11 protein-coding genes are annotated in these 12,200 nt (G+C 57.7%); 8 read left to right on the top strand and 3 right to left on the bottom strand.

Annotated features, from left to right (window positions below):
- Nucleotide 1: 1 nt before the first annotated feature.
- From recF to dnaA, 3 genes are read right to left on the bottom strand one after another with little or no spacing between them, the layout of a single operon-like run.
- A complete protein-coding gene (recF, locus tag HCI85_RS15825; RefSeq protein WP_167145901.1) occupies nt 2-1,105 on the bottom strand; it encodes a DNA replication/repair protein RecF in 1,104 nt (367 codons plus the stop codon).
- 7 nt (nt 1,106-1,112) lie between these two features.
- Nucleotides 1,113-2,216, bottom strand: a complete 1,104-nt coding sequence (gene dnaN, locus HCI85_RS15820; protein WP_167145899.1) for a DNA polymerase III subunit beta — start codon at nt 2,214-2,216, stop codon at nt 1,113-1,115.
- Nucleotides 2,217-2,248: 32 nt separating this feature from the next.
- A complete protein-coding gene (gene dnaA / locus HCI85_RS15815) occupies nt 2,249-3,718 on the bottom strand; it encodes a chromosomal replication initiator protein DnaA (protein ID WP_167145897.1) in 1,470 nt (489 codons plus the stop codon).
- Nucleotides 3,719-4,240: 522 nt separating this feature from the next.
- Between dnaA and rpmH the strand changes: the two genes are divergently transcribed.
- The 8 genes from rpmH (at nt 4,241) to HCI85_RS15775 (ending at nt 12,193) form a co-directional block, all read left to right on the top strand.
- Complete coding sequence (gene rpmH / locus HCI85_RS15810) at nt 4,241-4,375, top strand: 50S ribosomal protein L34 (RefSeq protein ID WP_002551315.1); 135 nt, start codon at nt 4,241-4,243, stop codon at nt 4,373-4,375.
- Nucleotides 4,376-4,389: 14 nt separating this feature from the next.
- A complete protein-coding gene (rnpA, locus tag HCI85_RS15805) occupies nt 4,390-4,791 on the top strand; it encodes a ribonuclease P protein component (RefSeq protein WP_176600649.1) in 402 nt (133 codons plus the stop codon).
- Nucleotides 4,784-5,029, top strand: a complete 246-nt coding sequence (yidD, locus tag HCI85_RS15800; RefSeq protein ID WP_090254202.1) for a membrane protein insertion efficiency factor YidD — start codon at nt 4,784-4,786, stop codon at nt 5,027-5,029. Before rnpA ends, yidD begins: the two co-directional genes overlap by 8 nt.
- A gap of 2 nt (nt 5,030-5,031) precedes the next feature.
- Nucleotides 5,032-6,783 (top strand): membrane protein insertase YidC, encoded by a 1,752-nt coding sequence (yidC, locus tag HCI85_RS15795; RefSeq protein ID WP_167145893.1) that lies wholly within the window; start codon nt 5,032-5,034, stop codon nt 6,781-6,783.
- A gap of 75 nt (nt 6,784-6,858) precedes the next feature.
- A complete protein-coding gene (gene mnmE, locus HCI85_RS15790) occupies nt 6,859-8,226 on the top strand; it encodes a tRNA uridine-5-carboxymethylaminomethyl(34) synthesis GTPase MnmE (RefSeq protein ID WP_167145891.1) in 1,368 nt (455 codons plus the stop codon).
- A 626-nt stretch (nt 8,227-8,852) separates the two neighbouring features.
- A complete protein-coding gene (mnmG, locus tag HCI85_RS15785; RefSeq protein ID WP_167145889.1) occupies nt 8,853-10,745 on the top strand; it encodes a tRNA uridine-5-carboxymethylaminomethyl(34) synthesis enzyme MnmG in 1,893 nt (630 codons plus the stop codon).
- Nucleotides 10,745-11,392 carry a 16S rRNA (guanine(527)-N(7))-methyltransferase RsmG gene (rsmG, locus tag HCI85_RS15780; protein WP_167145887.1) on the top strand — a complete coding sequence of 216 codons (648 nt, stop codon included), beginning with the start codon at nt 10,745-10,747 and terminating at the stop codon, nt 11,390-11,392. Before mnmG ends, rsmG begins: the two co-directional genes overlap by 1 nt.
- A gap of 12 nt (nt 11,393-11,404) precedes the next feature.
- Nucleotides 11,405-12,193, top strand: a complete 789-nt coding sequence (locus HCI85_RS15775) for a ParA family protein (protein WP_090254191.1) — start codon at nt 11,405-11,407, stop codon at nt 12,191-12,193.
- Nucleotides 12,194-12,200 lie beyond the last annotated feature (7 nt).

Here is a 12,200-nt window from a genome sequence, read left to right as displayed (position 1 = left end):
TTCACTCCCGGTGGTCGTGGGTCTGGGTAATGCCACCATGTTCCACGTGGAACATGGCAACTGGCGTATCCGTGCGCCAGCCTTCCCTCAACAATTCATGGTCTACACAGGTGATAAATACCTGGCAGTGCAAGTCTTCCAACAATCGGCACAATGCACGGCGGTGCTGTTCATCCAGTTCTGACGGCAAGTCATCCACCAGATAGATGCATTGGCCGTGCTTGGCCTGATTAACTAAATGGCCCTGCGCAATACGCAAAGCACACACAACTAATTTTTGCTGACCGCGCGAAAGTATCTCGGCGGCATTGTGCGCCCCCAGCCGTAGCCTTAAATCGGCACGTTGCGGACCTGCCTGGGTATGGCCCAATTGCTGATCGCGGGAGAGGGTAGAAGCGAGCACTGCATTCAGCTCACGCTCCTTATCCCAACCGCGGTAGTAACTGAGGGTCAAACCTTGTAGCTCAACCAGCTCATTCAGGGTGCGCTCGAAAACCGGTTTCAGGGCCTGGATATAGGCACGCCGATAACCGTCTATTTCGTCGCTGGCCAGGCACAACTCACGGTCCCAGGCCGCCAGTGAAGCGGCGTCAAGTGTACCATGCCGCAGCCATGAGTTCCGCTGACGCAGGGCCTTCTGCAGGCGCTGCCAAGCCGGCAGAAAGCGAGGTTCCACGTGGAACACTCCCCAATCGAGGAACTGCCTACGAATCTTCGGCGCGCCTTCGAGCAAGCGGAAGCTATCGGGGTTGATCAACTGCAGCGGTAAGGTCTCTGCCAGTTGTGCAGCACTGCGGGCATTCTGCCCGTCGATACGAATTTGAAACTCGCCCTGACGATCCCGCGAAATGCCGAGATTACTTTGCCGACCATCCGACATCTGCACCTGACCGAAAATCGTGCAGGCGAGCTGATCGTATTGAATGACAGGCAGTAGCCGAGTGCTGCGAAATGAGCGCGCAAGCCCCAGCAGATGAATGGCTTCAAGCAGGCTGGTTTTGCCGCTGCCATTGTCGCCGGAAAGGATATTGATACGCGGGGAAGGGGAGAGGGTCACCGGGTGCAGGTTACGCACCGCGGTGACGGTAAAACGAGTAAGGGACATTCAGCGGTTACAGACGCATCGGCATAACAACGTAAGAGGAGTCGTCGTTATCGGCTTCCTGAACCAGAGCACTGCTGTTGGCATCGGAGAGAATCAGACGCACCTGGTCAGTGGTCATAACGCTCAGCACATCTAGCAGATAACTGACGTTGAAACCGATTTCCAACGCGCTGCCGCTGTAATCCACGGCGATCTCTTCTTCCGCTTCTTCCTGCTCTGGATTGTTGGCCTGAATTTTCAGCAGACCGGATTCCAGTTGCAGACGAATACCGCGGTACTTCTCGTTGGATAGAATCGCGGTACGACTGAAGGCTTCACGCAGGCCCTGGCGATCAGCAACCACCAGCTTGTCGCCACCACGCGGCAGCACACGCTCATAGTCAGGGAATTTGCCGTCTACCAGTTTCGAGGTGAAGGTGAATTCACCAGTGGTCGCGCGAATATGGTGCTGACCGAGAACGATGCTGACGCTGCCATCCTGTTCGGTAAGCAGACGAGCCAGTTCAAGAATACCTTTGCGCGGCACGATGACCTGATGACGTTCAACCTGCTCGATCGCCGCTTCCATCGAACACATGGCCAGACGGTGACCGTCGGTGGCAACCGCTCGGAGGATGCCGGTCTGTACTTCCAGCAACATACCGTTGAGGTAATAACGCACGTCCTGCTGGGCCATGGCAAAGCTGGTGCGCTCGATCAGACGGCGCAGTCTGCTTTGTACCAGGCTAAAGGTCAGCGAACCTGGGCCTTCTTCAACAGTCGGGAAATCATTGGCGGGCAGGGTGGACAGACTGAAGCGGCTGCGGCCAGCTTTGACCAGCAGCTTCTGCTCGTCGATACGGATATCGATCAGTGCGTCAGACGGCAGGCTTTTGCAGATGTCCATCAGCTTGCGTGCCGGCACGGTAATCTCACCGGGCTGCGCAGGCTCTTCCAGAGTGACGCGGCCGACCAGCTCGACTTCCAGGTCGGTACCGGTCAGCGACAGTTGCTGGCCTTCGACCACCAGCAGCACGTTAGAGAGAACCGGCAAGGTCTGACGGCGTTCCACGACGCCGGCGACCAGTTGCAGAGGTTTCAACAAGGCTTCGCGTTGAATGGTGAAATGCATGGTCTAGTCCCTTGCCTAGTGGAGTTGCGTATTTAGGTAGTCAGCGTACGCAGCAAATTCTTGTAGTCCTCGCGGATGTCCGCGTCGGATTCCTTAAGTTCAGCAATCTTACGGCATGCATGCAATACCGTTGTGTGATCGCGGCCGCCGAAGGCATCACCAATTTCCGGCAGGCTGTGGTTGGTCAGCTCTTTCGACAAGGCCATGGCCACCTGACGCGGGCGCGCGACTGAACGTGAGCGGCGCTTGGACAGCAGATCAGAAATCTTGATCTTGTAGTACTCAGCAACCGTGCGCTGAATATTGTCGATGCTGACCAGCTTGTCCTGCAGGGCCAACAGGTCCTTGAGCGATTCGCGGATCAGCTCGATGGTAATGTCCCGGCCCATGAAGTGCGAGTGGGCGATAACGCGCTTCAACGCACCTTCCAGCTCACGCACGTTGGAACGAATACGCTGGGCAATAAAGAAGGCAGCATCATGCGGCAGGTCGACTTTGGCCTGATCAGCCTTCTTCATCAGAATCGCCACGCGGGTTTCCAGCTCAGGTGGCTCGACGGCTACCGTCAGACCCCAACCGAAACGTGACTTGAGACGTTCTTCCAGGCCTTCGATTTCTTTCGGGTAACGGTCGCTGGTGAGAATCACCTGCTGGCCGCCTTCGAGCAAAGCGTTGAAGGTGTGGAAGAACTCTTCCTGGGAACGCTCTTTCTTGGCGAAGAATTGAATGTCATCAATCAGCAGTGCATCCACCGAACGGTAGAAGCGCTTGAACTCGTTGATGGCGTTCAGCTGCAAGGCCTTAACCATGTCCGCGACGAAACGCTCGGAATGCAGGTACACCACCTTGGCATTCGGGTTCTTCGCCAGCAGATGGTTACCCACTGCATGCATCAAGTGAGTCTTACCCAAGCCCACGCCGCCATAAAGGAACAGCGGGTTGTAACCGTGCTTGGGGTTGTCCGCCACCTGCCAGGCCGCTGCGCGGGCCAGCTGGTTGGATTTACCTTCGACGAAGTTATCAAAGGTAAAGGTGCGATTCAGGTAACTGGTGTGTTTCAACCCACCTTCGACCTGCACCGAACGCTCAGTACGCGCCGGCGCCTGCTGGCTGGCCGCACCGGCCATGGGGTCAAAGCTCGCGCGCGAGGGTTCTGCCTGCGCAGTAGAGGTTGCTGCTGTGGTGACTGCCGCAGGTGCTGGCGTGCTCGGCGCAGCTGACGGGGTACTGACAGCTGCAGCACGAGGTGCCGAGCTGCGTTTGCTACCTATTAATAAGGAGAGCGCCGGAACCAGACCGTTGGTCCGTTCGGTGAGTAACTCGAGCAAACGGCTGAGGTACTTTTCATTAACCCAGTCGAGGACAAAACGATTCGGCGCATAGACGCGGAGCTCGTCGCCTTCGGCTTCGACCTGCAGTGGACGGATCCAGGTGTTGAATTGCTGAGCAGGCAGCTCATCGCGCAGAAGCTCGACGCACTGCTGCCAAAGTTCCACAGACACGAACATCCCCTAAATCGCAAGGCGCGAGGCAAAAAACAGCCGTCATTGTAGCCGCCGAGGCTTGAGTTATCCACATGTAAGCTTGCTTATGCGCAAGGAAAATCAACGTGTTAATAGCGTTCGAGGCTTATAACGCAGGTGGGATAAGGGCTGTGGATAACCACCCGCAAGCTCATTGGATAAACCAGGGTAAAAACCGGTGGAAAACCCTGTTGTGGGTAAAATGGCATTCCATCCTCAGCTTGTGCGCTGCTTCCACACAGTTGCAGCACGCCTTTTCGACAGACTTACCCTTGGCTGAACAGCTCTAATCTGTTGGCCTTCAGGCACTTATGCACAGATGGGTGGCTAGCTAATAGCTACTAACATTACTAAACATCTTTAAATATTCTCTTCTTTATATTTCTTTATGCAGGAAAAGACTGGTTGGAAATTGACCTGACCCTCGGGTTTCTCTAGAATTGCCGGTCTCTTAAAACGGGGGCCATTCCGGCCCGTAGTCGACCACCCAGGTACCGCACCATGAAACGTACTTTCCAACCCAGCACTATCAAACGCGCTCGCACCCACGGTTTCCGTGCTCGTATGGCCACCAAGAACGGCCGTGCTGTCCTGTCGCGTCGCCGCGCCAAGGGCCGTAAGCGTCTCGCCGTCTAAATTTCGGTCTTGTGGTGAGTCGAGACTTCAGTCGGGAAAAGCGTCTGCTAACCCCCCCGCAATTCAAGGCAGTCTTCGACTCCCCTAGCGGCAAAGCTCCGGGCAAAAATGTCCTGCTGCTGGCGCGCAACAACGAACTTGATCACCCCCGTCTGGGATTGGTGATCGGCAAGAAGAGCGTAAAGCTCTCGGTTGAGCGCAATCGTCTGAAGCGCCAAATCCGCGAATCGTTCCGTCTCAATCAGGACAACCTGGTGGGATGGGACATCGTGGTGGTTGCGCGTAAAGGCCTTGGTGATCTGGAAAATATCGAACTGGCTCGCCAGTTTGGCAAACTCTGGAAACGCCTCGAACGCAGCAAGCCAAGCCTGGAAACCGTCGCAACACCCGGGGTGAACGACAGTCCCCATGCGTAAACTGGCTTTGCTTCCCATCCAGTTCTACCGCTACGCCATCAGCCCCTTGATGGCCAGTCACTGTCGTTTCTACCCAAGCTGTTCTTGCTACGCGCTTGAAGCCATTGAACATCATGGCGTCATGCGCGGTGGCTGGCTGACTCTGCGTCGGCTTGGCCGCTGTCACCCGTGGAATCCCGGTGGCTACGACCCGGTTCCCTGCGTGAAAACCTCCCGTTCCTCTTCGATGGCCGAATAATCATGGATATTCAACGCTCGATCCTGATCGTCGCCCTGGCAATCGTGTCCTATATGATGGTTCTCCAGTGGAACCAGGACTACGGTCAAGCTGCCCTGCCGACAGAAATTGCCGCGACCAGCAGCACTGTACCCGGCTTGCCGGATACCACTGCCGCGACCTCAACCCCAGCAGGCGGCGATGATATTCCGAGCGCCACCACTGCCGTTGAGCCCAGCACCATCAGTGCCGCACCTGCTGCTGCCAGCGATGAACTGATTCGCGTAAAGACCGATGTGCTGGATCTGGCCATCGACCCGCGCGGTGGTGATGTGGTGCAACTGCGTTTGCCGCAGTACCCACGTCGTCAGGATCGTCCGGATGTACCTTTCCAGCTGTTCGACAACGGCGGTGAGCGTACCTACCTGGCACAGAGCGGTTTGATCGGCAGCAATGCGCCGGACAAATCCAGCGGCCGTGCTCTGTGGAGCAGCGAGCAGAAGAGCTATGAACTGGCCGACGGTCAGGATCAGCTTCAGGTTGATCTCAAACTCAGCGAAGACGGCGTCAACTACATCAAGCGCTTCACCTTCAAGCGTGGTCTGAACGCTGAATGTGCGGCCAAGGACCAACAGCAGAAGAAACCTGGCTGCGTTGATCCATCGTCCTATCAGGTAACCGTCAGCTACCTGATCGACAACCAAAGTGGTCAGACCTGGAGCGGCAACATGTTTGCCCAGCTCAAGCGTGATGGCAGCGACGATCCGTCCTCCACCACCGCGACCGGCACTGCGACCTACCTCGGTGGCGCACTGTGGACTAGCGAAGAGCCGTACAAAAAAGTGTCGATGAAAGACATCGACAAACAAGCCTTCAAAGAAACCGTTCAAGGAGGCTGGGTTGCCTGGCTACAGCATTACTTCGTCACTGCCTGGATTCCAAGCAAAGACAGCACTAACCAAGTACAGACCCGTAAAGACAGCCAAGGCAACTACATTGTCGGCTTTACCGGCCCGGCCATTCAGGTTGCTGCCGGCGCTCAAGGTGAAACCAGTGCAGTTCTGTATGCCGGCCCGAAGCTACAAGGCCATCTGAAGACGCTGTCTCCAGGTCTTGAGCTGACTGTCGACTACGGCATTCTGTGGTTCTTGGCTCAGCCGATCTTCTGGCTGCTGGAAGTTATCCACAACCTGCTGGGTAACTGGGGCTGGTCGATCATCATGTTGACCGTGATCATCAAGTTGATCTTCTTCCCGTTGTCTGCTGCCAGCTACAAATCCATGGCGCGCATGCGTGCCGTGGCACCAAAACTCGCTCAGCTGAAAGAGCAGTTCGGTGACGATCGCCAGAAGATGTCTCAGGCGATGATGGAGCTGTACAAAAAAGAGAAGATCAATCCGCTGGGCGGTTGCTTGCCGATCCTGGTGCAGATGCCGGTATTCCTTGCGCTCTACTGGGTGCTGCTGGAATCCGTGGAAATGCGCCAAGCACCATGGCTGCTGTGGATAACCGATCTGGCGATCAAGGACCCGTACTTCATCCTGCCGATCATCATGGGCGCGACCATGTTTATCCAGCAGCAGCTCAACCCGACACCGCCGGACCCGATGCAAGCCAAGGTACTGAAAATGATGCCGATCATTTTCACCTTCTTCTTCCTCTGGTTCCCTGCTGGTCTGGTGCTGTACTGGGTGGTCAACAACGTCTTGTCCATCGCCCAGCAGTGGTACATTACCCGCAAGATCGAAGCCGCAGCCAAGGCCGCAGACGCCTGAGCAGTGATTGCTTCTAAGCTGTAACAAACGCCCCTTTTCAGGGGCGTTTTGCTATGTCGTATTCAGGAGAAGCGCATGCCCCCCGTTGTTGAAACCATTGCTGCCGTCGCCACCGCCCAGGGCCGGGGTGGCGTTGGCATCGTGCGAGTTTCCGGGCCGCTGGCCAGCACATTGGCGCAGGCGATCTGCCAACGCGAGTTGCAACCGCGTTACGCTCACTACGGGCCGTTCTTCGCCGATGCCCAGCAGGTGCTGGATGAAGGCCTGGCCCTGTACTTCCCCGGCCCAAACTCCTTTACCGGCGAAGACGTGCTTGAACTGCAGGGCCATGGCGGCCCGGTGGTGCTCGATCTGCTGCTGCGCCGCTGTGTACAACTCGGCGCACGCCTGGCGCGCCCGGGTGAGTTCAGCGAACGCGCGTTTCTCAATGACAAACTCGACCTGGCCCAGGCCGAGGCGATTGCCGACCTGATCGAAGCCAGCTCCGAGCAGGCCGCGCGCAATGCACTGCGCTCGCTGCAAGGCGAGTTCTCGCGTCGCGTGCATGGCCTGACCGAGCGGTTGATCAGCCTGCGTATCTATGTTGAAGCGGCCATCGACTTCCCCGAAGAGGAAATCGACTTTCTCGCCGATGGCCATGTACTCAGCCTGCTCGATGGCGTGCGTGCCGACCTAGCGGGGGTGCTGCGTGAGGCCGGCCAAGGGGCTCTGCTGCGCGACGGCATGACGGTGGTGATCGCCGGCCGCCCCAATGCGGGTAAGTCCAGCCTGCTCAACGCCCTGGCCGGTCGCGAGGCAGCCATCGTCACCGAGATCGCCGGCACCACTCGCGACGTGCTGCGCGAACATATCCACATCGATGGCATGCCGTTGCACGTGGTGGACACCGCCGGCCTGCGTGATACCGACGATCAAGTCGAACGCATCGGCGTCGAGCGTGCGCTGAAAGCCATTGGTGAAGCCGACCGCATCCTGCTGGTAGTGGATGCCACAGCCCCCGAAGCCGACGACCCCTTTGCCCTGTGGCCGGAGTTTCTCGACCAACGTCCTGATCCGGCCAAGGTCACCCTGATTCGCAACAAGGCCGACCTGTCCGGCGAATCAGTGGTGCTGGAAGTCTGCAATGACGGCCACGTCACCATCAGCCTGTCGGCCAAATCCACCGAGGGCCTGGACCTGCTTAGGGAACACCTCAAGGCCTGTATGGGTTATGAACAGACCTCAGAGAGCAGCTTCAGTGCGCGCCGACGCCACCTGGAAGCGCTACGTCAGGCTTCCACACATCTGGAACACGGCCATGCTCAGCTGACCCTGGCAGGCGCGGGCGAGCTGCTGGCTGAAGACCTGCGCATGGCCCAGCAGGCCTTGGGCGAAATCACCGGTGCGTTCAGTTCCGATGACCTGCTGGGGCGGATCTTTTCCAGCTTCTGTATCGGCAAATAGGCTGGGCGGCGCACGCCGTCTCACCTGCCAACGCATCGCCTATCCCATCAGCTGCAGGATATTTCTGATGGGTTACGGCGCATCGAATCATGCCCCGCATCCGCAATATCCTCCCTGCACCCACCCCATCCTAAGTTCTGAAATCCCAACTAATGTCGTTCGGGAAGGCTTTTGCCTGGGCGAAATATGCATGTTCAGCCACTTATTTATCCACCTAAGCTCTGTGGAAAACCGAGCCTAAGCCCTGCCTATAACCCGGTGATAAAACTGAGGATAACCGCCCCTGTGGATAACCATACATTTAATCCACAGCTTGCGTACGGCAACTGAACAGGCAGATGGCAGGATCAGCACAGACTTTTTAAACGCTGTAAGCATTGAATCCATTGATCTGTAGCGATCTATCCACAGAAAAGCTGTTGCTAAGTAATAAACATATAAACAAGGCTTTATAAAAATTCTCTCTTTTATTCTTTATTAACCGACACACCAGAACAGCGCCCAAGCGAACTGGCTATTTTTTGTGCAAAAGGCTTCTTTCACACCGGCTAAATCCCTATACTTGCCGCCTTTCCCGCTTTTCAACCCAAAAAGCCCCCCATTTCTCAACAGGCACGAGGTGCGTGGTGGATTTCCCTTCCCGTTTTCAGGTGATCGTCATCGGCGGCGGTCATGCCGGTACCGAAGCTGCGTTGGCAGCTGCACGCATGGGGGTAAAAACCCTGCTGCTGACCCATAACGTGGAAACACTCGGGCAGATGAGCTGCAACCCGGCCATTGGCGGGATCGGCAAGAGCCATCTGGTCAAGGAAATCGACGCCCTCGGCGGCGCCATGGCTGAAGCCACCGACAAAGGTGGTATCCAATTCCGTGTACTGAACAGCCGCAAGGGGCCAGCAGTACGCGCAACTCGTGCCCAGGCTGATCGCGTGCTGTACAAAGCCGCGATTCGCGAAACTCTGGAAAACCAGGCCAACCTGTGGATATTTCAGCAGGCAGCCGATGACCTGATCGTCGAAAACGACGAAGTCAAAGGCGTTGTCACCCAGATGGGCCTGCGTTTCCTTGCAGATTCCGTGGTGTTGACCACTGGCACCTTTCTCGGTGGACTTATCCACATCGGCCTGCAGAACTACTCCGGAGGCCGCGCTGGCGATCCACCCTCGATTGCCTTGGCACGACGTCTACGTGAATTGCCGCTGCGCGTTGGTCGACTGAAAACCGGTACGCCGCCACGTATCGACGGCCGTTCGGTGGACTTCTCGGTAATGACCGAGCAGCCAGGCGATACGCCCACGCCGCTGATGTCCTTCCTCGGTCGTGCGGAACAGCAACCGCGTCAGGTCAGCTGCTGGATCACCCACACCAACGCGCGTACCCACGAAATCATCGCGGCCAACCTCGATCGCTCGCCGATGTATTCCGGGGTGATCGAAGGCGTTGGCCCGCGTTACTGCCCATCGATCGAAGACAAGATCCACCGCTTCGCCGACAAAGACAGCCATCAGGTATTTATCGAGCCCGAAGGCCTGAATACCCATGAGCTGTACCCCAACGGCATCTCCACCTCGCTGCCGTTCGATGTGCAATTGCAGATCGTGCGCAGCATCCACGGCATGGAGAACGCGCATATCGTGCGTCCCGGTTACGCCATCGAGTACGACTACTTCGACCCGCGTGATCTCAAGTACAGCCTGGAAACCAAGGTGATTGCCGGGCTGTTCTTCGCCGGGCAGATCAACGGCACCACCGGTTACGAAGAAGCCGGTGCGCAAGGTTTGCTCGCAGGTTGCAACGCCGCATTGCGCGCCCAGGGCAAGGACAGCTGGTGCCCGCGTCGCGATGAGGCCTACATCGGCGTACTGGTCGACGACCTGATTACTCTGGGTACCCAGGAACCGTATCGCATGTTCACTTCGCGCGCCGAATACCGGCTGATCCTGCGTGAAGACAACGCCGACTTGCGCCTGACCGAGAAAGGCCGAGAGCTGGGTCTGGTCGATGATGTGCGCTGGGCCGCATTTGAAACCAAGCGCGAAGCCATCGTGCAGGAAGAACAGCGCCTAAAAAGCACCTGGGTACGCCCAGGCACGCCTCAGGGCGATGCGATTGCCGCCCACTTCGGCACGCCGTTGACCCACGAATACAACCTGCTCAATCTGCTTGCCCGCCCGGAAATAGATTACGCCGGACTGGTGACCATCACCGGCGGTGGCGCGCAGGACCCGCAAGTGGCCGAACAGGTCGAAATCAAGACTAAGTACGCCGGTTATATCGACCGCCAGCAGGACGAAATCGCCCGACTGCGCGCCAGTGAAGACACCAAGCTGCCGCTCGATATCGACTACGCGGGGATTTCCGGGTTGTCCAAGGAAATCCAGCACAAGCTCGGCAACAGCCGCCCGGAAACTCTAGGCCAGGCCTCGCGGATTCCCGGCGTTACCCCGGCAGCGATTTCCCTGCTGCTGATCCACCTGAAAAAGCGTACTGCCGGTCAGCAGTTGGAGCACAGCGCCTGATGTCGTTGGTTACCGCACGTCATGCCGAAGAACTGAGCCAGGGCGCTCTGGAGCTGGGTGTCGAACTCAGCGTGCAGCAGCACGAACAGTTGCTGGCCTACCTGGCCCTGCTGATGAAGTGGAACAAGGCCTACAACCTCACCGCAGTGCGCGACCCGAATGAAATGGTGTCGCGCCATCTGCTCGACAGTCTCTCCGTGGTGCCTTTCGTCACCGACGCTGGGGATAACTGGCTGGATGTTGGCAGCGGCGGCGGCATGCCGGGGATTCCGCTGGCCATCTTGTTTCCTGAGCGGCAGTTCACCCTGCTCGACTCCAATGGCAAGAAGACCCGCTTCCTGACTCAGGTGAAGCTGGAGTTGAAACTGGCCAACCTGCAAGTTATCCACAGCCGCGTTGAAGAATTCCGTCCCGAGCAGCCGTTTAGCGGTATCTGCTCACGGGCGTTCAGCTCACTGGAAGATTTCAGCAACTGGACTCGCCATCTCGGCGACGACCACACACAGTGGCTGGCGATGAAAGGTGTGCACCCGGATGACGAGCTGCAAGCCCTGCCAGCGGACTTTCGTCTCACCGCTACCCATGTACTCAAGGTTCCCGGTTGCCAAGGTCAGCGCCATCTGTTGATACTGCGTCGCTCGGTTTAGGGGGAACGCAGCATGGCTAAGGTATTCGCAATCGCTAACCAGAAAGGCGGCGTGGGCAAAACCACCACCTGCATCAATCTTGCTGCCTCGCTGGTGGCGACCAAGCGCCGTGTGCTGCTGATCGACCTCGACCCCCAGGGCAACGCGACCATGGGCAGCGGTGTGGATAAACACGGCCTGGAGCATTCGATCTACGACGTGCTGATCGGTGAATGCAACCTGGTCGATGCCATGCAGTTCTCCGAGCACGGCGGCTACCAGTTGCTACCGGCCAACCGCGACCTGACCGCCGCTGAAGTCTCGCTGCTGGAAATGAAAATGAAGGAAAGCCGCCTGCGTTATGCGTTGGCGCCTATCCGCGAGAATTACGATTACATTCTCATCGACTGCCCACCGGCGCTGTCGATGTTGACGATCAACGCCCTGGTGGCCGCCGATGGGGTGATCATCCCCATGCAATGCGAGTACTACGCGCTGGAAGGCTTGAGTGATTTGGTCAACAGCATTCAGCGCATCGCCGAGATACTCAATCCCAAGCTGAAGATTGAAGGCCTGCTGCGCACCATGTACGACCCGCGCATCAGCCTGACCAACGATGTGTCGGCGCAGCTCAAGCAGCATTTCCCTGACCAGCTCTACGACGTGGTCATCCCGCGTAACGTGCGTCTGGCCGAGGCACCAAGCTTTGGCATGCCGGCGCTGGTGTATGACAAGCAATCCCGTGGCGCCATCGCCTACCTGGCCCTGGCTGGCGAACTGGTGCGCCGCCAGCGCGCAAGTGCCCACACCGCAACCGCATAAGGAAATA

Origin of the sequence: Pseudomonas sp. OTU750018 (assembly GCF_011636575.1) — a bacterium.
Classification (GTDB): Bacteria; Pseudomonadota; Gammaproteobacteria; order Pseudomonadales; family Pseudomonadaceae; genus Aquipseudomonas; species Aquipseudomonas peli.
Note: the sequence above shows the minus strand (reverse complement) of the source record. Positions and strands in the feature narration are given on the sequence as shown.

Excerpts from the sequence above, each read along its gene's own strand:
- recF (WP_167145901.1), bottom strand. The coding sequence starts at position 1,105 with ATGTCCCTTACTCGTTTTACCGTCACCGCGGTGCGTAACCTGCACCCG.
- dnaN (WP_167145899.1), bottom strand. The coding sequence starts at position 2,216 with ATGCATTTCACCATTCAACGCGAAGCCTTGTTGAAACCTCTGCAACTG.
- rpmH (WP_002551315.1), top strand. The coding sequence starts at position 4,241 with ATGAAACGTACTTTCCAACCCAGCACTATCAAACGCGCTCGCACCCAC.
- yidD (WP_090254202.1), top strand. The coding sequence starts at position 4,784 with ATGCGTAAACTGGCTTTGCTTCCCATCCAGTTCTACCGCTACGCCATC.
- yidC (WP_167145893.1), top strand. The coding sequence starts at position 5,032 with ATGGATATTCAACGCTCGATCCTGATCGTCGCCCTGGCAATCGTGTCC.
- mnmE (WP_167145891.1), top strand. The coding sequence starts at position 6,859 with ATGCCCCCCGTTGTTGAAACCATTGCTGCCGTCGCCACCGCCCAGGGC.
- rsmG (WP_167145887.1), top strand. The coding sequence starts at position 10,745 with ATGTCGTTGGTTACCGCACGTCATGCCGAAGAACTGAGCCAGGGCGCT.
- HCI85_RS15775 (WP_090254191.1), top strand. The coding sequence starts at position 11,405 with ATGGCTAAGGTATTCGCAATCGCTAACCAGAAAGGCGGCGTGGGCAAA.